The following is a 23,356-nucleotide window of genomic DNA, read 5'->3' as shown; positions in this document are numbered from 1 at the left end:
GATGTGGAGAATTCGGAACTATGGCTGCACTCGTACGAATCGCGTTGCGGTTGCCGTACACGTTCGTGGTGCTCGCACTGCTCATTCTTCTGACGGGCGGGCTGGCCGCGCTCCGCACGCCGATCGACATCTTTCCGGATATTCGCATCCCGGTCATTGCCACGGTGTGGCAGTATACGGGTCTGCCGCCGGATCAATTGTCCGGACGCATGGTGACGCCCTTCCAGCGCGCGCTCACGACGACCGTCAACGACATCGATCACATCGAGGCGAATTCCTATAACGGCATCGGCGTCGTCAAAATCTTCTTCCACCCATCGGTCGATATCAGCGTCGCGAATGCGCAGGTGACGGCGATCTCGCAGACGATGCTGCGCCAGATGCCGCCGGGCACCAACCCGCCGCTCATCCTGAACTACAGCGCTTCGACAGTGCCGATCGTGCAGCTTGCGCTTGGCGGCGACGGCCTGACCGAGCAGCGCCTTTTCGATCTCGGCATGAACCAGGTCCGCATCCGTCTGGTGACGGTGCCGGGCGCCGCCATCCCGTTTCCCTACGGCGGCAAGACGCGCCAGATTCAAATCGACCTCGATAACGCGCTACTGCATGCGAAGGGCCTATCGGCGCAAGACGTGCAAGCTGCTCTGGCCGCGCAAAACCTGATCAATCCGGCCGGCACTCAGAAAATCGGCGCAACCGAATACGTGATGCAGCTCAATAACGCGCCGTCCGCACTTAAAGATTTGGGCGACCTACCGATCAAAACCGTCAACGGCGCGATGGTCTACATCCGTGATGTCGCCCACATCCGCGACGGCAACCCGCCGCAACAAAATATCGTGCACGTCGACGGCAATCGCTCAGTGTTGCTGACCGTTTTGAAGAACGGCGCGATTTCCACGCTCGATATTATCCAGGGCATCAAGGACAAGGTGAATGAAATCAAGCCGGGCCTGCCCGATGCTCTGACCTTTTCCTACCTTGGTGATCAATCGGTGTTCGTGCGCGGCGCCGTCACAAACGTTATCCACGAAGGCGTTCTTGCCGCCGTTTTGACGAGCATCATGATCCTGCTGTTTCTCGGCAGTATCCGATCCACGATCATCATCGCGACGTCCATTCCGCTCGCTGTCCTTTCGTCCATCGCCATGCTGTCCGCGCTTGGCGAAACGTTGAACATCATGACGCTCGGCGGCCTCGCACTCGCCGTCGGCATTCTGGTCGACGAAGCGACCGTGACGATCGAAAACATCAACTATCATCTGGAACAGGGAAAAGACGTCGAAACGGCCATTCTCGACGGCGCCGATCAGATCGCTACACCCGCTTTCGTGTCGATGCTTTGTATCTGTATCGTCTTCGTGCCGATGTTCTTCCTCGAAGGCATCGCGCGATTCCTGTTCGTCCCGATGGCCGAAGCGGTCATGTTCGCAATGGTCTCGTCTTTCATTCTATCGCGAACACTTGTGCCGACGATGGCCAAGTACCTCCTCAAACCGCATGATCACAACGCGCACGAAAGGCCGACGCGCAATCCATTCGTCCTCATTCAGCGCGGCTTCGAACATGGCTTCGAGAAATTCCGCGGGGCCTATCACGGCCTTTTGGAGGGCGCGCTCGCACATCGCGTGATCGTTCTGATCTTTTCGTTCGGCTTCATTGGGTCGTCATTCTTGCTGGCCCCGTATTTGGGCAGGAATTTCTTCCCGGCGGTCGATGCCGGCCAGATCCTGATGCATGTGCGCCTCCCGATCGGAACGCGTGTCGAGGAAAGCGCCCATGAATTCGCAAAAATCCAGGACGCCATTCGCGACATCATCCCCCAAGATCAGATCGAGGTGATGGTCGACAACATCGGCATGCCCATCAGCGGCATCAATACGACCTATAACAACACCGGCATGATCGGCGCTCAGGACGGTGACATCCAGATCGCGCTGAAGGAGGGCCACGAGCCGACGGCCGAATACGTGAAACAGCTCCGCAGCCAGCTGCCGAAAGAGTTTCCCGGCGCCACGTTCTCATTCCTGCCGGCTGACATCGTTAGCCAAATTCTGAACTTCGGTGCGCCCACGCCGATCGATCTTCAGATCCGAGGCAAGGATCTCGACGGCGCGTTTGACTATGCGCAAAAAATCTTAAGGCAAATTAAGATGATCCCAGGCGTCGCCGACGCCCGAATTCAGCAGTCGCGCCGCAATCCGGGCTTCGACATCGACGTCGATCGCTCCCGCGCGCAATATGTCGGTGTGACCGAGCGCGACGTGACTGAGAGCCTCGGCGCGAGCCTTGCCGGAACGGGACAGGAAAATCCCGCCTACTGGCTCAACCCGAAAAATGGCGTCCAGTATCCGATCGTCATTCAGACCCCGCAGTACAAGCTTGATACGCTGACGTCGCTGCAAAATCTGCCGATCACCTCATCAAATGACAACGCCGCGCCCCAGATCCTGGGCGCCGTGGCAAATTTCAAACGCTCTGTCATGAATGCGGTCGTATCGCAGTACGACATCCAGCCCATGGTTCAGATTTTAACGACAACGGAGGGCCGTGACCTGGGAGCCGTCGCGAGCGACATCCAGAAAGTTCTCGACGCCACCAAGAGCGAGCTGCCCAAGGGCGCAAGCGCGGTCATGCTGGGGCAGGTTAAGACGATGAATAGCGCCTATGCCGGAATGTTGTTCGGCCTACTGGGCGCCATCGTGCTTATATACCTGTTGATCGTGGTCAACTTCCAATCGTGGGGCGACCCGTTGGTGATCATTATGGCGCTTCCCGCTGCTCTGGTCGGCATCATCTGGATGTTGTTCCTCACTGGAACGACTCTGTCGGTGCCTGCCCTCACCGGCGCGATCATGTGTATGGGCGTCGCGACCGCGAACGCCGTGCTTGTCGTGAGCTTTGCCCGAGAACGGTTGGCCGACCATGGCGATCCGATCCTCGCCGCCCTCGAATCCGGCTTCGTCCGTATCCGTCCCGTCTTGATGACCGCGCTCGCGATGGTCATCGGCATGGCGCCGATGGCGCTCGGACTGGGCGAAGGCGGCGAACAGAATGCGCCGCTCGGCCGCGCCGTCATCGGCGGCCTGATCTTCGCGACGGCCGCGACCCTCTTCATCGTACCGATCATATTTAGCCTGATGCACAAACGCCGGACGTCAAACGCGTCATCGCCGCAAGGCGCCATCCCTGGAGAATTCCATGCTGCCTGAAACGCCCGCGGAGCCGCGCCAGCGCTCACGCTGGAAGATGCCCTTGGCGGCGGTCATCTTCATTGGGGGCGCGGCGTTTCTCGCCTTCACAGGAATTGAGAGTCGCGAACAAAGCGTCGCGCAGCTGACAACCAAAGCCGCCGAACGCGCCGTACCGACGGTCGCTGCCGCCACGCCCGCGGTCGAGCAGAGTGTTGGCGTCCTCGATCTTCCGGGCCGTCTCGACGCCTATTACCAAGCTGCCCTCTTCGCACGCGTCAACGGCTACGTCGCCAGCCGCAACGCCGATATCGGCACGCGCGTGAAGACTGGCGACGTCCTTGCGACGATCGATGCTCCCGATCTCGATCAACAGCTGTCGCAGGCTGAATCCGATCTGGTCAACGCCAAAGCCAACGCCGCGCTGGCTAAAGTCACGAATGGGCGATACCAGGCGCTTCTGCCGAGCAACTACGTCACGCATCAGGCGGCGGACGAAAAGAAGGCCGACCTCGACGCCAAGAACGCGCTCGTGAAGTCGGAGCAGGCAAACGTCGATCGGCTCAAGGCCCTAACGGAATATAAGCGCATCGTCGCTCCGTTTGACGGTATCGTGACGGTGCGCAACACCGATGTCGGCAACCTCATCAACACCGGCAGCGCCACGGGCTCAGAGATGTTCGTCGTCGCCGATGTGCACAAGCTGCGCCTCTACGTCAACGTACCCCAGGCTTACGTCCCGATGATCCCAACCGGGACCGTCGGCAGCCTGAGCGTGCCCGAGCGCCCCGGCAAAACGTACGAGGCCAAGGTCGAAGCCTCGTCCGGCGCCGTCGATGCGGCTTCCGGCACGACCCGCATGCAGCTCATCGTCGATAACGCGGCGGGAGAATTGATGCCGGGCGCCTACGCAAACGTCCGCCTGAAGGTCGGCAGCAAGCACAACGTCCTGGTCGTTCCATCAAGCGCCATCATCTTCGACAAGGAGGGTCTGCGCGTCGCAACAATCGGAACCGACGACAAGGTGAACCTGAAGTCCATCACCATCGGTCGCGACCGCGGCGCCACCGTCGAGATTGCGTCCGGCCTCGCGCCTGAAGACCGTGTGATCGAAAGTCCGCCGGACGGCATCGACGACGGCGATAAAGTCAACGTCAAGGAAAAGCCCAATCCGGCGAACGCGCCCTCGACGTCGAACACCTCCGCACCATCGAACAAAAAAGGCTGACGCTTAAAGCTCCGACGATCCTTGGGAACACCTTCGTTGCGCCATGCGTTTGACGCGCATGGAACAGCGGAAGGAAAATATATCCATGAGCACGAAACTTCTCATGGCCGCCGCGATCGCGGCGGCCGCACTCGGAAGTTCGCTGCCGGCCTTCGCAGATGCAGCCAGCAATAGCGCACCGAACGCCGCAAAAGCGATCGAGCCCGGCAAAGTCGGCCCCGGCAGCGAAAATAACGCCGTCGTATCGCCCACCTCTCCCGACGTGCCGATCAACAAACAGCCCCCGCCAGAGATCAGCTTGCCAGCTAATTCAGGCTCGGGCAGCAGCACGGGTGAAAAAGGCAGCGGACCGGAAGCGACGACACCGCCCCACAATCCAACGGCACCGGGGCTGCAATAGCCCCGGCTCCTATTCGCCGATCAGCTTGCAGCTTATCTCGACCTGTCCGGCTTGCGCCGCTGCACCTTGATAGATGCCGCAATCGAGCAGGTTGTCGGGAAACACCTTGCGGCTGGTGTAGACGTTGATCAGCAGCATCGGTTGGCCTTCGGATGCCTTGCGAACGTCTGCTTCGGCAATGGAAATCCCGCCGAGGTTGACCGCCGTCGTTCCGCTCGGCAGATCGACAGCTTCGTTCGCGAGCGCGATTTCGCCGTCGTTATCAGCGGAATGTTTCATCGCACTGCCATAGTAGAAAGCTGCAACCCGCACCGTTTCGCCGGATTGCGCGAGTTTGTTTTGGGCCGCTCGCGATAGCGTCAGTTGGACGACGTATTTCGGAACGACTCGGACACCACCGGGCGCGGGTCCCATGGCTGCGCCCATGATCCCGGACGGTATTGCGGCGCACCGCTGATGCGCCTCAACATCCTTGATCCGCTGAACATCGGCTTCTTCCGCGCGCGTAAGCTTGCCGTACGGCGGAAAGCAACCCTTTCCAAATGCAGCTTGTCCTTCGGGACTTTCGAAGCAATAGCCCTTATTGGCGAAAATGGCATTGCGCGCCCGCCAGAGCGCCTCGCAGACGTCGGCGGCTTTCGCGGCGCCGATCCGTGCGAACGCCGTAAGCGAAACGGCCATCGCCGTAGCAAACGCTCCTCGCCCGCCAAGGATATAGCGCATCTCAGGACCTCGGAAAAACGCCTCTGCTCGTGACTCAAAAAAGGACACTGCCCCCTGTTTGTCAGGGAAATTTCACGATGTGATTAAAAACGTTCGCATTCACCGACACGGAATTTGCCAAAGCGGCAGTTCCCGATTGCGTTCCCGCGGCAGACGCGCGACTGAACGGCAGGCAACAAATCGAGAGGCTGCAAATGTTGAAGTTTGTAGGCGTCGCAGGCATCGCCTTGGGGCTCACGGCGCTGGCGCCCGCCGCCGAGGCACACCACTGGCATCATCGCCATGACGGATACTTCCGGCTCGGCTACCATCGCGCCGGTCCGCCCCACGGCTACCGCTTCGGCTTCTGGACGTATGCCGGCGACCCATTCGCCCGCGACGACTATTTCGACGGACGCCGCTGCTACTACCTACACCGCCGCGACTTCTGTCGTGGACCGCGGGCGTGGGGTTGGATCCGCTAAGCGATAAAAAGAGACAAGGGGCCGAGATGGATCGGCCCCTTAATCGTTTCAAGGTGATGCGTAGTCGGCGGCTGCCGCTCACCACGCCGGAGCCGGAGTGCAAACCGTACGCGGGCGCATGTCGTAACCGTTGTCGTAATAGCAGTATGACGACGGATATGCCGGGTAAGCCGGATAAATGGGCGGGGGCACCGCATAGACGGGATAGGCTGGCGGCGGCAGCGCATAATAGCTGCCTGCCGGATAGAACCCGTAAGCCGGATAAAAACCCCAGCCTTGGCGATAGGCGCGGCGGGCCGCACGCCGGACCGCCTTCGGACATCCACGCCAGCTCGGCGGATGATAGCCGTAGGGGTCGTAGCCGCAGCCACGATAAAATGTTGCATCAGCCTCTGACGAGAGTGCAACGAAACTCAATGCTGCGGCCAGAGCGCCGACAACGACCTTCAAACCCGACATGGGACGTCTCCCAAATGCATTCCCTGCCCTCGCGGGCAGGGTCACACTAGGGGACAAATCTTAAATTCGAGCATACCGCGCGAAGTTAGGGTTATCAAAGATTTGCTGGAGCCACTGGCTCCAACCCGTTATTTCGGCAGCTTCGGCGTCAGATTGATTTTTGTTGCAAGCGCCTGCATCTGAGCCAGCGCTTGTTCGTCGATCTCGATGAGCTTTGGCAGCCGCTTCGACATTTTATCCTTGAGGTCGGCCGGACATCCCGCCGGCAAGCTCGCCAGAGTTTTGTCGACCTCCGCTTTGGCCTTCGTCTCGACGTCGACGCGGTCCACCGTGGTGTCGACGCACTCGTAGAGGCTGATGACGTAAGGCGTCGTCTGGCTATAGAATTTTTCGAGCTTATCGGCCTCGGCATTGAACCCGCAGCGCCGCGCCAGCGCGATCTGCTGGAATTGGTCAGCGACCTGCTCTTTCATCAGCAACGACGTACAGCCGAAGCCGGTGGCTATGCCCGGCTGCTGACGACAGACGCCGATGCGGGTGTTCGGCTTTTCAATCTCGTTCATCGTGCACTCGGCATTTGCCTCCGAGGCGGCGACGGTGAGACCCACGGCCAACAGAAATGAGATCAGTCGCGCATTCACGGCGTTTGGCTCCCCCAAATAACGATTGGTGCTCGGACCGTAGCAAAGAGAATGTGGCAGACCGAGTTCTGGAATAGCCAATGTGACTTTATGCGCGCTGAATCGGCGCCCCGAAGCCGCCACGAGCATTTTTTTGTGCGAAGTGTTACGCTGCAGTCACGTTTACTTTCCGCGCCCAATGCTAGCCTCAATCCGAGTCTGTGGTTGGCGCGTAACGCGAGGAAACCGCACAAGAAAAACAGGCGGCATTGCGCACCGCCTTTCCCCGCGATTCAGCACATTGGGATGTGCGCAAACGGGAGCAACGCTTGAGGGCTTTTCTCATGGGGAGAAGCCAACATGGCGAAATTCAAAGTCGTTGTTTGGTGTGATCATTGCCGAAACGATGCCGAAGGCTGCTTCGGCGGCGGCGTGGAAACCATCGGCAGTTCCTACGAGACGTGGGAAGATGCCCAGAAGGCCGCCGAGGAATATTGCGGCCACTTGCCTTACGGCTATCGCGTCGAAGAAGAAGACGACTACTAGACAACGCAGCGAAAACAACGCGAAGGCGTTTTTGTTACGCGCTGTGACACGCTTTGTGAATTGTTCATGACAGCAGCATTAGCTATCGCTGCTGATCTCAGCGGGAAGTGCATCGCTGCCAATCAGGTCGGACGAGCGGGACCGAAACCGGTGGGCGCGAGGGCGGTGCGAATCCTGTAGGCCCTGCCAGTCACATGGCGGGGCCTTCCTGTTTTTCACTCACGCATTCATTCCAACACTCGCCGCTCCAAAGGTTGACTTCAGTTTATTTTCTATACGCAATCATACTAAAACGTATGCTGACCGACGTCGAAGCGAATGGCAGTGTGCAAACTGTTCGCTGGCCAAATAACGACGTGGTTTCGTGCAGAAATTTCAAACCCGCATTGCGTTTGTCGAGGCATTACGCTGGTCGCCGAACGCCGATTTTCACCACTTGAACTTGGCCCAGAACATCATCGTGCAACGAGACACCCGCACGTTCGTCATGACTCCGGAAGGTCAGCGGGAAATTCGTACGGGCGACTGGTTGATCAAGGATTCGGCTGGTGCGTTCAGGCCCATGAGCAATGAAATGTTCAGGCAAAAATACGAGCCAATGAAACTGCCCTCCCCCGCAGTATGACAGCCCCAACGCCCAGTCAGTCTTTTCGAGCGCGTTTTCCAAACGTCGCCTGTGGCCGCACGGGATGACCGAAACGCGTCGATTGTCCGTCGATGTATTCAACCCCTACCCGATTGGGCGCGGTCCAGGCTTTGCGCACTTCACGCCGCGCATCGGAGGCCATGTCAACGACATGAAAAATATTCGGCAGCGCATCGCCGTCCGGAAAAATCAGCAGCGCACCGCCCTGTGAGAGATTGGCGATCCGCGCCGAAAAGATATTCCCGTCCTCAAGCTCAATCCGCGCCGGATGGCTGACGGCCTGTCGCTCGGATTGTCTGCGCTCTTTTCCCATGCGCGGACCCTGAGGCTGCAGAATCTAACAGCAGGTTACTTCCGCTCATGCAATTGCGGCCTTTGCAAACTCGGCCGCAGCCCTCATCAAAACGCGTTCGACGCCGACAACCGCGCGCTGGTCAGCGAAGCTCCGTTGACCAAGCAGCCAGCAACAAAAAAACACCGTGCAACCGCGCGCGCGGCATCTATTGATGGATCAAGCCGAAAGAGCTGAATACGAAAGACAAGCCCAAATATGGCCTGACAAAGACAGAATATAAATTAGGGGTGTTTTTTTGCAGTCCCGGCGATACCCCCATATCTGACAGTGTATCTAGTGTAGGGTAAAAAGGTAATTTCCCTATAAAAGGGCCTCTCGGAAAAGTTTACTGTTTATCATACACTAGATACACCAAATGGAACATAACATCAAAAACACGTCATATTTTGCATCTGCGGCCCAATTGAAATCAGACCTTCTCATTTTTGGGTTTTTTAGGATCAGGCATTTCCACAACCACAGTATCCGTCATTTCTTCCAAATTTACCCACGAGACTGTTAGCTGTACGAGACCCTTCAGATATTTAATATCTTTGTCTTCCCATTTTCTCACAAAATGAGTTTCGTCGTTCCCCAGCCAAGTTGCTCTGGACGCTACTTTCTTGACGTTTTCGTTCTGCACAAAATTCGCTATGCAGTTTGCCAGCAACGCGTCTTTGATAGATTGCTCTTTTTCGGGCAACCTCTTTATGAGGTAGGTCTTGATGAGGAACTCTAAAGCCTTCCTGTATCCTGGACCGCAAACGTCTAACAACCCGTACTGCTCAGCTGCATGAGCCTGATTGTAGATGTCTGCGAAACGCGGGTAATTCTTTTCGATCTCGCCAGGAAATTTATGATCCTCTATGTTCACAGGTAACAAATACTTCAGCTGATAATACGGGGTCCCGAAGGTGGTGAGAGGGCCAATATAGCGCCCTATAATAAGTCGGCTACACTTGGGATTGGTGCACTTGAAAGCTAGTTCGATGGCTATGCCATCTAGCTTCGACCGCCGCGTTATTCCGTCAATGAACTCTGGAACGATGTTGTGGTGACATACACAGCATTCGCTTGGAAAAGCGTCTACTTTGGCAGCCACATTATCTGTTGCTATATCGCGCATAAATTAGGTTCTTTGAAGATAGGGGCACCATTGCTGGCACCCCTTGGCATTATTTGGTCTGTATAGAGACGTGCAGTACGAATCTAAACTTGATACGCTTCAGAAGCTTTCGCATCATCAGTACCGAAGTTGGGAAATGAGCATCGAACGCGTTCCCCAACGCTAGTTTGTCCTCAGCTCAGTTCCTAGGCTGGTACCCGAATAGCTGATTCATCTTGTGTCTTAAAATCACGGAATTTCTACGCGATATTTTTTGTCTGTGATTCTCTACCGCCTAACCCCGCCCCCCACATTGACCTTGTCTCGCCTCGGTCTGAGAGAGTGGACGCCGTTAGTCCCTTGCCGCTTTAGCTCAGCCGGTAGTCACCGAAGCGAGCAACGCGAGCGGAAGGGACGAGGAACGAGCGTAGCGAGTGACGGGGGCACGTCACATTCGCAGACCTCGGGGGAGTTGGTGGTATCAAAATCTAGCAGTTGCCAATCAATCGCAACTGAAACAGAGCTAAGCTATTGAGCGATATGGTGCCGCTTGTGTGACTCGAACACACGACCCCGTCATTACGAATGCGCTTGGCGTGAAAGGAAATTATCATGCTGTTTCCGATACTTAAGCTGCGTTCTTTGTCTTGGTCTGGGATTTTTTCTGGGACTTTGCGTTTTCCTCCAACGCGTCGGCAACCTCTTCATCGAGAATGTGGGCATAGCGCGCGGTGGTAGCGATGTTCGCGTGGCTCAACACTTTCTGCACCATGGGTAGCTTTCCGGTCCGGCGCAAAACCTTGGTTGCAACATCGTGCCTGATGTCATGGAAGCGGAAATCAGTAACTCCCGAGCGTTTGCTTAATCGACGCCACTCAGTCTTCGCGCCTTCCGGCGTAATTGGGTAGCGCGCTCCCTTCTTCTGATCTCCTTTAGGTCGCTTACAGATGTAGGTGAAAACAAACTCGGGGTGATGCCCCCGGCACCGATCAAGGATCGACTTGACCGTCGGCGTGATTGGTGTGACGACCTTTCGGTCGCGCTTGCCGATGGTCACAATCTGCCTGCCGATCTCGTTGACGTTAGACCATCGCAACAGAGTCTCGTTGCGGCGAAGACCGGTGACACGGGCGAACTCAAACCAATCCGCATAATCGCTGCGCACACTACCATCTAAGGCTTCCGCTTCCATAGGCTGAAGCTCGCGGACCCGTTCCTCCGGCATCTTCTGCCAATGGTCCTTCCAGTTCGGCTCCTTCGGTAACGGCACTTTCCAAGTACGGCGTGCTCGAACCAGGACGGCTTTCAACGGAACGACGGCAGTTCTATTGATGGTAGAGTTGGAAGCGAAGCGAGTTAGCGCCTCCTTCTTAGCCTTCTTGCGTGGCCGCACGATCTGTTGCTGCCGACGCGCAGCTATTAGGGCAGCGACTTCGCCATCGCTGATTTCGTCAATACGCTTATCCGGCCCAATGAACTCGGTGATCATCCTCAGATGCCGCCAAGTATCTTTGCTGTTTCGGTGAAGCTGACCGACTTCTTGCCAATACCTCCCGCACGCTACGCGAAGCGTCATGGGGCCATGCCCAAACCGCTTCTCTTGCTCAATATCGGCCTTCGCCCGCTCCTTTAGGTCACGCTCGACTTGTTTGGCTTCAGGCTTGTTCCGGGCTTTGGTACTGCCATGAAATCTATGACCGTCGATTTGAAAGTCGTATTGGTAGAAAGGCGAATTTCTGAGCCTGTAGATGGACACGCTGGTACCTCACGCACTTTCTGACGCTCGATAAACGATTGAATGTTTTTTGAAGTGAACATGCGGCGGGGGCGCTTAGTCCCACCGCCTTTTTTTACGTAGCGGATACGGCCCATGCGGGCGTGCTCATTCAACGTCTTTACGGCCATGCCAAGAATTTTGGCTGCTTCTTTTGACGAGTGGAGTGGTTCAGGCGGCATCGAACTGACCCTCTCAAATGCGTGCGCTAAACGTGGCGCTGCGCCGGGTCGGTTTAGGAGTATCTTGCCTAAAGGCTATCGCGGGATAACCTGTGCCGCACAGCTTAGAGACGAATTTAGCGAATGCTTTGCCGGGGTCATTGCTGGCTTTCAATTGCCGACGAAGACGTTTTGAGACAGCCAGCGGGACCCCTATCATCACACCCGACGTTCTAGATAGCGCTACTTCAAGCGCACTAAATCCTTGACAGATATTATCGTGGAAACAAATTTCGAGGCCGTTTCGCTTTCTCGAGGGGAACTTCTTTTTGTGTCGGGTTACGTTGGGTTGAATGCTCATTTACTGTTCCTTACAGAGACCCATGGCTTCATGCAGCCTGGTACACATGTGTACCCTAAAAGGTTCATGTTCCTTTATGGGAACAGATTGGTTCCATGGTAAACAATGAGCGAAGACCTTCACACACGCGTGCGAATGCCCCAGGCTTTGCACGACAAAATCGAGGCGGTGCGCAGAGATACCGGACGATCATTCACGGCCGAAGTGGTCGCCCGGCTAGAGCGAACCTTCACCGAAGACGCGGTTAAGGGCAGCGAATTAGACGCGCTTCGCGCGAGCCTTCGCTGGTTGGAGGGGCGACTGTTAACCCTAGAAAGCAAGGTCAACGGACTGGAAAACCCCCTGTCCAATGCGGAGCGCCTGCTCAAGCTCTAACTCTGCAATCAATCGCAAAACGGCTTGCGCGGCCGACACAACCGCTGCAGATCATCGCCGCGGAGCAACACCAAATGTTGCTCATCTAGGTAGTGGGTCAGTTTGAAACTAAAGGAAGTGCGAGCAATATCCCTTGGCATGCGACAGCGATCGCCGCAGCTATTGCGGCTTTTGAATTTAGGGACGCTTGCCGATCTATTCGGTCCTTAATCTCCGGGGGAGGTCCGCTCGGGTACGCTGCCGGATAGGCTGGAGGGACCTTGGATGAAGCGACCCAATAATATGCAGAAACCGCCGCTGAGATCGTACCGGCGATTGAGACAAAGATACTCAGGGTCACGCCACTAATTCCTTTTTCTTGTAAGGGCCGCGCACCTTCGTTGCCTCAGCGGCTCAACGGAAGATGGCGAAACATGATTTAGCCGTCCCGCCCGCTTCGAAGTCATGTGAATTTGCACAAGGCGCTGAATGACGCAATTTATCCGGAGATCGTAAACGGCGGCCCGTCATGGTGTGTCGTAGTAATCGACCATATCGACCGCACCGCTATGTACGCCGATGAGCATCGGTTCGAAGTCTTGCCACCAAGCTTCCATGCGACTCGTTCCGAGCGTAGCTCTGAGGCGGCCCGTTATCGGCTTGCAAGCTTGCTCGGCGGCCTCGATCAATTTCTGAATGTCGTCGGAGGTCCGGTACGGCTTATTCGTCTCTCGCATGAAGCACGCCGATGCTTCGCGTTGCAGCGGCAGGGCTTCTGCCTTTTGCTCCGGTGTCATCGGGTCGAACTCTTGCGCAAATGCTGGTGAGGCAAATGCAATTGACAGAGCGGCTATTAGAACTGTCGAGTGTTCTTTCATCAAATCACACGTTAGTAAGCTTTTGTGGCCCTAGCGGCATTAGCCCGGTTTGAACTTACTGCTACGTAAAAATATGAACTATATACTTTAGCCCTTAACGTCTTGCAGCCTGCAGCGCAGATTGGTGGATGTGGGCGCCTTTTGCGTGTCAGTCTATCTGAATATGTCCGGTAGTTTTTGCCGACCATCTCGGGCTTTGACCACAGCCGTCGATTTGATTGCCACGGCCGCGGATGCCGTTCTCGGGAACGATGATGTTGGTCATGTTGCATGGAGAATGGTTATAGCCGAACGAAACTGGTCCGCCCGCCGCAAATTTCATTCCTCACATCCGAGAGATTAGGCGAGCAACGTGGGCTCGTTCAACTCTTTCAAAGAAGCCCCTCGGCCGCATTCTGGATGAAAAACGCGTCGGTTCTAATGTAGCGGGCGACACCTTGGTCAGTTGTATGGCGTGTCTGCTTGCGAATTTTCCAAATCGGCGCACCGCTTATCGCAGCGCTAGTTACGAAGCCCGCCCGCAGTGAATGGCCGGAAAAGCCGGTAGGATCAAATCCTGCTGCAGCGAGCCTACGCTTGACGATTAGTGAAACAGCTTCTGACGACAGCCTCCTGTCCAGAATGGCTCCGTGTCTGTTCATCGGCCGGAAAACCGCTCCGTCTTGGATGCCCGAAACTTTCAACCAATCGCTTAATGCTCGCACGGGGCAATGACGTTCGCGACCGAATGGAACGCCAATTTTCTGTCCAGTGTTGAGCTGATCGGTTTTGGAATGCCTCAGCGTGATGACGACGCCATCGCCCGTCTGAGTCAGATCGGCGAAGTCTAGACCGACGACCTCGGAGCGTCTCAGAGCGCCAGCAAACCCGATCAGTAAGAGGGCGCGATCTCTAAGATCGCTCGCCGACGTGCCAATTGCGTCAAGCACGGAAAAGAGATTGTCCCGCAAGAGCGGTTTGGCCGCTCCCGCGGGTCGTGCACGGGTCCGAGCTATGCCGCGCAGAGTTGCTTTGACGAGTTCAGTTGCAACGGGATTTACCTTCGAATGTGTTCGGTGTGCATGGGAGATCGCAGTAAGGCGTCGGCGCAAAGTGGCGACCGAAAGCACGTCAGCATGGGCAGCGAGATAAGCCGCAACAAGTTCGGGTGACGCGGGAAGCGCGCCGCCCCAATCGCAAAACTGGGCCAAATCGGAAGCGTAAGCCAGTCGGCTGTTCGGCGCGCGGCTGTCGCGGATGAACTCGTTAACTTTCGTCGCGAGGCCGGGCTCATCGATGTTGCTCGCTGTTGCTGCCGCTTTAGTCTTGGAGTCTCGATGGCGAGAGACCTACCGAACTTTGCAATCGATTGCAAAATGACCGACGAAGAGTTCATCATCGGTGTTAGCCGGGAAGCTAGGTCGCGATAATGAATGTTATCGGAGGTAAAAAGTTGAAGAATGACGGCCTATGGCGGACATCAAACACAGGGTCGTACGCTATCAGCGGCAAGCTAAAACTCTGCTGAAAGCGGTCGATACCAGTCGGCGCATGCTTCATTTGATGTGTACATTAGGGATCAGAAGTGTGGGGGCGCCGGACCAAGACACCCGCAGTGTTTTTTTCGCGCGCGTGGCAGCGACGTGCAGGAGCGATCGATACTGATCGACTATGTCCGTCCGGTCTGCTTGATCCACCGCCGCGTTTAGCGCGCCGGCCGGTGGAAACGCAGATTCCGACAGCAACGGGATGGCCACGGAAAAGAACTCAAGCCCCTTGGCCCGGTGCATAGTGGTCACTCGAACTCCGGGGGCGGAACGATCATCTGTGCTTCCGGCCTGCAGCTCAATGGTCTCAATCCCCGCCGATGAGAGCGCTCGTCGCACCCGCGCTACATCAGCCCGCCGACCACATAACACTCCTAAGTCCGCGAGTCCGATCTGGTCCGCAAGCTGCACTCGTGTCCAATCGACCAATCCCTTCAACTCCTCCGTCTCAGACCGGTACGAAACGAGCTCAGGCGGCGCACCGCGCAGGACGCTGACGTAACCACGTAACGAGTCGGTTCCTTGATCGAGGTCATCGACGCTGACTCCCTCAAGGATAGACACGGCCCAGGTGCGGATCTCTTGGGTAGTTCGATAGTTGAGCCGAAGCTGCCGCGAGCGGCCGCGCACGTTGATCCCGCAGACGGACATGCTTGCGCGGCGCGCGTAGATGCGTTGATGCGCATCTCCCACGACAAAAATCGAATTTTGGTCTCCAGACGAGGCTTCCGGCACGATCGCGCGAACCAGTCGAAACGCCTGTTCCCCCATGTCCTGTGCTTCGTCTACGATGACGGCCGCGTAGGGGAGGTTCGGCGCCTGCGCCAACAGGATCTCTATCGCTTCCCGATAGGCGTCATCCGGCTCTGCCAGCCCCTCGCTGATCATTCGCGCACGGTAATCCGAAAAAACTTCCCAGAGCGCGGCCCGTTTGCGTCGGTCAAGCGGTGTCCCACGTCCCGCACGCGACGCCTTCAAATAGGAGCGTTGCTCGGTCAAGCCAGTTGCTTGGACGATCTGCGCCCATTCAGCCTTCACGAACGCTTCGGAAAGTCCATCAGGCAGCACATGATCGAGAAACACATCACGCCAGATCTCCTCAAGTCGGTCGCGAGCTTCCCCGAAATACGCAACCTTCCGCTCGAAGTTTTTACGCTTTAGGAACTGAGAGACCCAGCGGTCAAGGTTGATCACCTCGATGCGGGGCGGCTGCGCATCGAGATGCTCCGGACAGAGGGTCCGAAGATTCGCTTCGATGTCCTGCGCGAGACTGGTTGTAAAGGTAGTAAACAGGACTCGTTGACCCGCGCGCGTAGGGTCCGACATGATCTGATCGGCTAGATACTTCGCGCGGTGCATCGCGACTACAGTCTTTCCGGTTCCGGCGCCCCCACGAGCCATCGCTGGGCCGTTGTAATCACGGTAGGCAATCTTGCGTTGCTCGGGGTGCAGGAAGATCCGCCAACCCTCGAGTCCCTCCTCGAACACGCGCCGAAGCTCTGCTTCCGACTCCGGAATGAAAATCGTCTGACGGCTTTCCTCCGTTTCGATCAGCGCGCCAAAATTCAGCTCGGCCTTTGGAGACTCCGCCTCTGACTGGGCACCGATGCCCGTCAGCGCATGGACCTCCTCGTCGTTGTAACCAGCGGCGAGGGCGTAGAGGATTTGGTAGGTGAGCGGGTCAAACCGCTCCTCGGCCGCCTCGAACGCTTCAAGGGTGGTGAGCAGGCGCACTGCCGGAAGCTCCTCCTCCGGAACCCCAAGAGCACCAAGCCTCTTATCGGACAATTTGGAGAAGAGGCGGGGCTCGGACGGGGCCGGGGCACTCTCTGTTCCCGCGTCGACCTCTTCGATCACCCGGATTCGGTTGGTGTCCGGGTCGAGCTTGACTCTCCGTCCCACAGCCCACCGATATGCCTTGTCATGTTCGTTGACGTGAACAAACATAATGTCCCGGCCCACCTCAAAGGCGATCGCGCGGTAACCCTGATCCACGCGGAGGGATTTAATCGCGTTGTCCCGCGCCCCCTGGACCGTCTCGAGGTTCAGCCCGTTTCCGGACGGGTCAGTCATGTAGCGAGTCATCATATCCATGAACCGGACGATGACCTTGTCCGGCAATTTCCTCAGACTCTTCATGCAGCCGATGTCGTAGGAGACCCGTTTTGTGATCGCGACCGTCATGGGTATGCTCCCGCAAGCGCCTGAAGAATTCTGGTGACGGTCTCACCGACCGGATCCGTCTTCGGATCGAATATGACGAGGGTCCAACCAGTGCCACCGTATCCTTCCTCCGACACGGCGATGTTGGCCTTTGACCAGCCAAATTCTATCATCCCGACAACCCGCCCTCCTGCGAGGAGGTCGTCCCCGAACCGGTCAGGTGCAGGGGTTTCTGCCGAGATCAGCGCGTCGATGAGCGGGGAAAATGCTTCGTCGCACAACGCCCGCGCTTCGGCCCAGGCTCGGGCCTCTGCGTCCCCATCCAACGCGTCGGACGGGGCGGTCATGTCAGGGGGAGATAGGACATCGAGCCCGTCGATCTCGACGTGGAATCCGCGCAGTTCCTGAAATAAGTTCACGATGCGCCATAACCCTCGCCAAGCGTCAGTATAGGACGTTCTGGCGGCCGGCATATTACCCGGCCCCGGGAGCGCGGCCCGAAGCAGAATCCGAAGGTCCCCATCTGTCGCCCGCCACTCTGTTGGGGAAATCTGCTTGCAGGCCAAATAAAGGTCGAGCACTCCGAGCCCGACGTGCTCGGTGAGTCCAGGCGTTAAGAGAAATGCGCGTCCCTCTCCAGAAAGGGCGGCCACCCTTGGCAGCTGGTCCAATGGCTTTCCCATCGCGACCAGACCCCGGATTAAAATGGACCGAGCTGAACCAGAAACAGTCTCGTCTGTCTCTCCATCCAGAAGCCGCCGAAGTGCGCGCAGGGCGGTGTCGTTCTGAATAGCCCTCACCGAATCGGCGAGCGGGGAGAAAGCCGTATGGGCCAAAACGCGGCCGAGGCGTCCGATCTTATCAGTGTCGAGGACTGCTTCTGCGAGCGGGTTTTGTGGTGAAGCGGCGTTGGCGTCGAGATCTTTCCAAGCAAGCGTCCACACTCGCACTTCCCCAGAGCGGATCATTGTAATGCGGTCGAGCAGGTCCTTCGCGACGGTCGCGGCATGATACTCGACTCCGTCCATCTCAATCACGATCGGTCGGGTCCCGACGCGACCGATAGGGGTGAGCAGAAAGTCTATCCGCTTCTTCGGGAAGTCACGATATCGCACGTCAATCTGCACCTGCGGCTCGATAGTCCAGAGCCGAGGCGCGCCCGGGCGCCCCGCCCGCAGCACGAAGCCTCGGCGTCCTCCGGAAAGTACCTGTGGGGTCAACGCTCCCTCTCCGTAGATCTCGGAGAGAGCTCGAAGGAGCTGCTTCTCAAGCACGCTCTCGACGAGCGCACCCCGGATGGAGTCGTCGATCCCCGTCTCCGTTCGAGAGAGACTGTCCCATTTCTGCAGGATCGACTCCATCAGCTCGCGCGCCCGATCCCGATCGGGTTCTCCGGGCCCGAACTGCGCCCGGTAAGGTTTAACGCAGCGATAGCACCCATTCCGATCCGGCTGCTGATTGCAGGGGCAGTCCCGAAGCGCCTCCAGCGCTCTTAAAATGACCGCTCGCATCGTCTCCGGATGCTCGCCGATCTGGCGCAGATATCCGGACCCGCCGGGCACGGAGTCGTATAGGTAGAGGCTGCGGACTGTCGTCATCCCATCAAGTTGCGCCTCGAAGACGGTCGAGCGGATATGGTCCACCTTGCCTGCGAAATGCCGGCGCATGCCCAAGTTAATCGCGGCGACAAAGCTCTTTAGATCGTCATCATCGGCCTCACCGAAGACGGGAACCACGATCCGGATCGCCTCCGTCGAGAACCTTCGCATCAGGAAGACCCCGGTCTCCCATGCGTCACGTGCGAGATCCTGTTCCCGGGAGGCGCGGCAGTTCGGCGGATGCGTGCCCCGGTCTCCGTCCTCACGAGGGGGCTTTTGTAGCGTGCCGCAGTGGCGACAAATCCGGAACGGTTGCGCCGGACGACGTTCCCCGGCGATCTTCGGCCCTGTCGAGGCCGAGGTCTTCCGGCCAAAATTGAAGTCACGAAAGGAGCACCTTGGAATGAACTCGAACCCGAAGGGTGCTCCTGTCTCGCGACACGTGAACCAGGACGCAGTGATGTCGCCTGGCTCATGGAACGGCATCAGGGCCCGATCGAAACGGCGCTGATCACGCTGATCAAGATCCCGGATGACCGCTTTATCTTCGCTGTCGACCGAGATCACGGACCTGAGCTGCACCACATCATGGTGCGATCCGGAATCCGACCACATCTCGTCTCCGCATCGAGGGCAGGTTCGGCTCTCCGCCCCCTCTATTCGCCCCGCGACATGAGAACAGGAGGGGCAGAAGGTCCATGCGGCCAAGTCTTCCTTGCCGATTTCAATCCGTTCTATCTCGACCTGACGTCCATTGGCGTAGAAGAACTGGCCCGGCGCAAACTCGGACAGCGCAGAACTTGCGGGACGGGAATACTCGAGATAGAGGAGCCCATCCTCGTCGCGAGCATGGTCGTTCCGCCGAGACAGGATCGAGGTGAGTTTCACCCCCTCCTCCGGGAAAGCGTAGTTCGGTAAGATCCCCTTGTCGGTCAGGAATTTTATGACCGGGACGTCATCGATCCCGCTCCGGATGAGCCGGTTGATCGCGGTCCGATCCCGAGAGATCTCCGCCTCACGCTTTTCGTATTCCTCCTCTGTCAGTTCCGCCCGTCGCCGCCGTAACCGTTCCAATTCCCGTGTGGCCTCCTCGCGCTTCTGCAGCAAGCGCGCTCGCTCCTCGGCCGCCTCGTCGAAGGTGGCCCCGATCCGCCATCCGATCGATAGGGTATCCGTCCCCGTAAGATAGATGCGGATCCGTTCCGCGAGATCTGCACGCTCCCGGACCTCTTGGGGAAGCCCAGACAGGAAGGCGCTCGCGAGTTCCGTACCACGTTCCCCAACGAGCTCCAGCCACTCGACCGGGAACCCCTGCATCACCCCGTCCGCACGGCGTTTTAGGACCTCGCGCACCTTCCCATAATCCCCAGCCTCAGCGGTTGCGGCGACGTAAGCATCAAGGGTGAAGGCGGTTACCTGGCGGAGGAGCACCTCCTCTGCGGCAAGAAACACCCCGGGCGGGCGCACCTGGCCGGAGAGCATCGCAGTCGGGTCCTCCCAGAACTCAAGGTCATGTGGCCGTGCATTGGCGAGGACCATATTCAGAGCGTTTCCGTCTCGACGGCCGCTCCGGCCCATCCGTTGCACGTAATTCGCCTCCTCCGGCGGGACCGAGCTGAGCAGCAGGGTCGAGAGATCGCCGATATCAATTCCCATCTCGAGGGTCGGGGTAGCCGAGATCAGGTTGGGTGCCCAGCGGGCTTCCTCCTTGATGAACCCGGTCTCCACCCGAAGCCGGTCACCTGCTTCGAGGATTCCCGTATGCTCACGTGCCACCACCCGGTGATTCCGGTCGGAGAGGAGCGAGCGTCGCAGGGCCGGTCTCGGCGGCAGGACTGAGGACTTAAGCCGTCCCTCACAGCCGATCCGCGTACAGGGAGAATCAATCGCATGGTCCGCATTCTCCGCGAGCACCGTCTCTCGCCGTCTGCATTGATCGCAAACGAGGCCCAGCGTTGCGGTCGAGACGGTAACCTGCGCCGGCTCTAGAAGCCAGGCGTGGCGGTTCTGCCCGTCAGGCCCGTTCACTCTCGTAACAAACGCATCCGCCTCCAGCCGGCTTAGAACCATCGGGTAGACGCTGTCCGGATCGGTCCCGAGCCGGAGATCAACGGGCCCAAGCGTACGGAAAAGCCAGTCGCGATACCAGTTCGAGATCTGATTCCGAGTGATCCGCTCGAACCCGACCGGGCTGTTCTGGAGCGTGATTGGGATGGGAGCGAGCGCGTTGCGGGGATTGGGGCTAGGCAGTGTTCCAGTCTTGCCGAGACCGAGTTGTGCCCCAGCAGCAAACCAGTTCAAGCCTCGGCTCCCCTTGCTCGTCGCTACCGCCCTCGCGATATACGGATGAGCAACGGACCCTTGTCGCCGCATCCTCTGCAACACCCCGGATAGAAACCGAGCCAGGGTGACAGGGTCAATCTCAGGTAAGCGGGGGAACTGATTCCGAAGCTGTTGGGCGAGCTTTTCGGCTGAGGCGCGCGTTTGCGACGAGGGGATGTCCGCGACCGCAATTCCGTTCACCTCGAGTGTGTGACTGAAATGCGCCCGATAGCTCAGGTCGACTAAATACTCCCAGCCGAGCCGGATCCGCATCTGCTCGAGAAAGACGGGGTCGGTGATAGAAACGCCGTCGCGGATCAGGTTCTGGTAGCGGCCGCGCCAGGTCTGCTCCTTCGAGATGAAGAGCGCAGTGAAATCGTCTGGCCCCAACGCATCGAGGTGGCGTGCTGGAACATCCTCGATCACCTCCCGCAAAGACAGTCCGTTGGTCTCGGCGCTCGTCAGGGCGGCAAATAGCGACTTCTGGTAAACGGAGAGCGCGTTCCGAGTCTCGGCGATAGCCGCACGATGGGCAGCATCCTGAATTGAGTCTGAGAATATCAAGAACCGCGGTTTGGCGGCGATGCGCTCCTCGTTCTGTTCGGAGGTGTAGAGCGTTCCGATCACCCCAGTTGTGAGGCGCGCAGCACGCATCCCGAATAGCAGGAGTCCTCTCGCCTGTCCGCATGCAGGGCAGGTACGATCGATCCGACCTTGGGCGTCAGAGGGATTGTACATCCAGACGGGCGAGTCGGGGCCTGGCTCGAGCCCATCATGCTCCGAGGGGTGGAACTCCATAGACTCCGAATTGAGGAGTCCCTTCACGATCTGGCCAGCCCCCTCGCTCGCGTTCACCTTCCGGTCGATTGAGTCATGATAGAGCAGCCGGATCCGGTCGCCCCCGTTCTCATCGAAGAATTCTTCATGGAGCTGATCGAGCGGAGCCCAGAGGGATCTCGATCCGCCGTTCAGACGACCTATGTGGGCGGTGGCGCCGCACCGATTGCAGTTCACCACCGGTAACACACCCTGGAGCGCGTGACGGTCGAGGTCGAGCGCGTGGAGCAAATGGATTTCGGAGCGCCTGCCGCCCGCCTCGATGCGCGGCAGGCTCGTGACCATTCGGGACATCTCTCGGACCCAGAGCTGCAGGCGAACGTTGAAGAGCGGGCGCGGACTCTCCGGGGAGCCGGAACGGGCCCAGGCGACAAGAGCAACCACCAGTTCTGCAAGAGCGCGATGATCCGCGGGCGCCCAATCTCGGAGAACCTTCGCTTGGGAAAGCCCTGTGGCTATTGCATCATAGGAGGCAGGACCGGGCTGTTCAGCGATGAGCCTGAGCGCCCTTTGGCAGAGGTGATGCTGGAGAAGCCGATCCCCGAGCGCGATCCGCCAAGTCTGGTCAGCTGGATCGCCATCACGCAAGAAGATCAGGTCGGAGTCAGCAGTATCCGGAAAGAGGCAAGCCGCCAGCCGCTGCGCAGCGCCGGGCTGATCCAGATCCTCCGCGTCTTTTAGAGCGGCGTGGATCGCCGCCGGAGCAGGCCGGTCGAGGTATTCTGGGTCCCTGAATACCTCGTTAGGAGTTTTCCGAATCTCGCGGATGACCGCGCCCGTTTCAAATGGCTCCCCAAAAATCGTCTCTGCGTAGCGTCGCAGCTCGGTCGCTGCCTCGTCGCCGGAACCGAGCGTTGCCGAGGAGCCGACGCAGATAAGATGTCGCTCAGGCGTTCCCAGCCTGTACTTTAGCCGCCGCAAGAGAAGCGCTAAGTCCGCCCCTTGCGCTCCGTCAAACGTGTGCATCTCATCGACCACGAGGAATTGCAGGGTCTTCGGGTCGTTCTTCTCCCAAAGCGGTCGGTCGCGACCGCGCAAGAGGAGATAGTCGAGCATTTTGTAGTTCGTGAGCAGGATGTCGGGCGGATTGCGCCGCATCGTCTCGCGATGGGTGATGATGCTGTCCGCCGTCACCTCGTGGGTCGCGTTCTGCGGCTCCGCGTCCGCATAGATCCCTGCTCGAACTCCATGCAGAGCTGAGATGGAGGTTAGCGCAGAAGCGATTCGACGCGCCTGGTCGGTGGCCAGCGCGTTCATCGGATAGATCAGGATCGCTTTGATCCCCGGCTTCCCCTTGTTCTGCCGACAATGCTCGAAGATCGGCCATAGGTAGGACTCCGTCTTGCCCGACCCTGTCCCCGTCGCAACGAGGGTCGAGCGCATTGCCATGCCGCTCAGTCGCACGAACGCGTCCATCTGGTGCTGATAGGGGGCGAAGCGGAGTGGGACCTCGGAGAACGGCTGGATCCAGGTGCCATCCACTGCTCCATCAATTTGACGGAACGGCATGTCGACCGAGATCCATGGTCCCTTGATGAAGTTCCCAGGGTCAGCAAGGAACCGATCCACCATGCCGTCGAAGGCATGGCTCGAAGTGTTGAGTGTCGTGTGAACGAGTTCGCGCAGGCTCTCCTGAACATGTCGTGCGAGAAGGATGGGGTTCATC

General features: G+C 58.3%; 19 protein-coding genes and 1 tRNA gene. 7 read left to right on the top strand and 13 right to left on the bottom strand.

Translation table 11 applies throughout. From position 1 onward, the window contains the following. The first annotated feature begins 20 nt into the window (after window positions 1-20). From RLW41_RS10645 to RLW41_RS10635, 3 genes are all read left to right on the top strand, one after another. On the top strand, window positions 21-3,212 hold the full coding sequence (locus tag RLW41_RS10645; protein WP_414464501.1) for an efflux RND transporter permease subunit: 3,192 nt from the start codon (window positions 21-23) through the stop codon (window positions 3,210-3,212). Then, window positions 3,202-4,419, top strand: coding sequence for an efflux RND transporter periplasmic adaptor subunit (locus tag RLW41_RS10640; protein WP_414464500.1), 1,218 nt, complete (start codon window positions 3,202-3,204; stop codon window positions 4,417-4,419). The genes RLW41_RS10645 and RLW41_RS10640 overlap by 11 nt, the downstream gene beginning before the upstream one ends. 85 nt (window positions 4,420-4,504) lie before the next feature. Further along, the gene (locus RLW41_RS10635) at window positions 4,505-4,819 is read left to right on the top strand and encodes a hypothetical protein (RefSeq protein ID WP_414464499.1); all 315 of its coding nucleotides are present in this window, start codon (window positions 4,505-4,507) and stop codon (window positions 4,817-4,819) included. Window positions 4,820-4,828: 9 nt separating this feature from the next. Here RLW41_RS10635 and RLW41_RS10630 read toward each other — a convergent pair whose 3' ends face one another. Then, window positions 4,829-5,542 (bottom strand): YARHG domain-containing protein, encoded by a 714-nt coding sequence (locus tag RLW41_RS10630; protein ID WP_414464498.1) that lies wholly within the window; start codon window positions 5,540-5,542, stop codon window positions 4,829-4,831. A gap of 194 nt (window positions 5,543-5,736) precedes the next feature. Here RLW41_RS10630 and RLW41_RS10625 point away from each other — a divergent pair, with 194 nt between their 5' ends. Further along, window positions 5,737-6,006: a hypothetical protein gene (locus RLW41_RS10625; protein WP_409561705.1), complete on the top strand. Its 270-nt coding sequence runs from the start codon at window positions 5,737-5,739 to the stop codon at window positions 6,004-6,006. Between the two features lie 78 nt (window positions 6,007-6,084). Here the strand turns inward: RLW41_RS10625 and RLW41_RS10620 are convergent, their stop codons facing one another. Then, the gene (locus RLW41_RS10620; RefSeq protein ID WP_414464497.1) at window positions 6,085-6,465 is read right to left on the bottom strand and encodes a hypothetical protein; all 381 of its coding nucleotides are present in this window, start codon (window positions 6,463-6,465) and stop codon (window positions 6,085-6,087) included. A 128-nt stretch (window positions 6,466-6,593) separates the two neighbouring features. After that, window positions 6,594-7,106 (bottom strand): hypothetical protein, encoded by a 513-nt coding sequence (locus RLW41_RS10615; protein WP_409561704.1) that lies wholly within the window; start codon window positions 7,104-7,106, stop codon window positions 6,594-6,596. A gap of 339 nt (window positions 7,107-7,445) precedes the next feature. Here RLW41_RS10615 and RLW41_RS10610 point away from each other — a divergent pair, with 339 nt between their 5' ends. Then, on the top strand, window positions 7,446-7,631 hold the full coding sequence (locus RLW41_RS10610; protein WP_414464496.1) for a hypothetical protein: 186 nt from the start codon (window positions 7,446-7,448) through the stop codon (window positions 7,629-7,631). Between the two features lie 364 nt (window positions 7,632-7,995). Next, window positions 7,996-8,256, top strand: coding sequence for a hypothetical protein (locus tag RLW41_RS10605; protein ID WP_414464495.1), 261 nt, complete (start codon window positions 7,996-7,998; stop codon window positions 8,254-8,256). A gap of 16 nt (window positions 8,257-8,272) precedes the next feature. Here the strand turns inward: RLW41_RS10605 and RLW41_RS10600 are convergent, their stop codons facing one another. The 5 genes from RLW41_RS10600 to RLW41_RS10580 form a co-directional block, all read right to left on the bottom strand. Beyond that, on the bottom strand, window positions 8,273-8,590 hold the full coding sequence (locus tag RLW41_RS10600) for a PilZ domain-containing protein (protein WP_414464494.1): 318 nt from the start codon (window positions 8,588-8,590) through the stop codon (window positions 8,273-8,275). A gap of 451 nt (window positions 8,591-9,041) precedes the next feature. Further along, the gene (locus RLW41_RS10595) at window positions 9,042-9,737 is read right to left on the bottom strand and encodes a hypothetical protein (RefSeq protein ID WP_414464493.1); all 696 of its coding nucleotides are present in this window, start codon (window positions 9,735-9,737) and stop codon (window positions 9,042-9,044) included. A gap of 520 nt (window positions 9,738-10,257) precedes the next feature. Further along, a tRNA-Thr gene (locus RLW41_RS10590) sits at window positions 10,258-10,353 on the bottom strand. Next, window positions 10,345-11,205 carry a tyrosine-type recombinase/integrase gene (locus RLW41_RS10585; RefSeq protein ID WP_414464492.1) on the bottom strand — a complete coding sequence of 287 codons (861 nt, stop codon included), beginning with the start codon at window positions 11,203-11,205 and terminating at the stop codon, window positions 10,345-10,347. Before RLW41_RS10585 ends, RLW41_RS10590 begins: the two co-directional genes overlap by 9 nt. A 140-nt stretch (window positions 11,206-11,345) precedes the next feature. Beyond that, the gene (locus RLW41_RS10580; RefSeq protein WP_414464491.1) at window positions 11,346-11,672 is read right to left on the bottom strand and encodes a helix-turn-helix domain-containing protein; all 327 of its coding nucleotides are present in this window, start codon (window positions 11,670-11,672) and stop codon (window positions 11,346-11,348) included. A 445-nt stretch (window positions 11,673-12,117) separates the two neighbouring features. Here RLW41_RS10580 and RLW41_RS10575 point away from each other — a divergent pair, with 445 nt between their 5' ends. Next, the gene (locus RLW41_RS10575) at window positions 12,118-12,387 is read left to right on the top strand and encodes an Arc family DNA-binding protein (RefSeq protein WP_414464490.1); all 270 of its coding nucleotides are present in this window, start codon (window positions 12,118-12,120) and stop codon (window positions 12,385-12,387) included. A 506-nt stretch (window positions 12,388-12,893) separates the two neighbouring features. Here the strand turns inward: RLW41_RS10575 and RLW41_RS10570 are convergent. From RLW41_RS10570 to RLW41_RS10550, 5 genes are all read right to left on the bottom strand, one after another. Then, window positions 12,894-13,163: a hypothetical protein gene (locus tag RLW41_RS10570; RefSeq protein ID WP_414464489.1), complete on the bottom strand. Its 270-nt coding sequence runs from the start codon at window positions 13,161-13,163 to the stop codon at window positions 12,894-12,896. 229 nt (window positions 13,164-13,392) lie between these two features. Beyond that, the gene (locus RLW41_RS10565) at window positions 13,393-13,566 is read right to left on the bottom strand and encodes a hypothetical protein (protein ID WP_414464488.1); all 174 of its coding nucleotides are present in this window, start codon (window positions 13,564-13,566) and stop codon (window positions 13,393-13,395) included. A 49-nt stretch (window positions 13,567-13,615) separates the two neighbouring features. Further along, complete coding sequence (locus tag RLW41_RS10560; RefSeq protein WP_414464487.1) at window positions 13,616-14,173, bottom strand: site-specific integrase; 558 nt, start codon at window positions 14,171-14,173, stop codon at window positions 13,616-13,618. Window positions 14,174-14,779: 606 nt separating this feature from the next. Further along, entirely contained in the window at window positions 14,780-16,954 is a 2,175-nt protein-coding gene (locus RLW41_RS10555; RefSeq protein WP_414464486.1) for a UvrD-helicase domain-containing protein, read from the bottom strand. Then, window positions 16,951-23,355 (bottom strand): DEAD/DEAH box helicase, encoded by a 6,405-nt coding sequence (locus tag RLW41_RS10550; RefSeq protein ID WP_414464485.1) that lies wholly within the window; start codon window positions 23,353-23,355, stop codon window positions 16,951-16,953. Before RLW41_RS10550 ends, RLW41_RS10555 begins: the two co-directional genes overlap by 4 nt. Between the last annotated feature and the right edge of the window lies 1 nt (window position 23,356).

Source organism: Hyphomicrobium sp. DY-1, assembly GCF_047497105.1.
Classification (GTDB): domain Bacteria; phylum Pseudomonadota; class Alphaproteobacteria; order Rhizobiales; family Hyphomicrobiaceae; genus Hyphomicrobium_B.
This window is presented reverse-complemented; position numbering and strand designations above follow the sequence as displayed.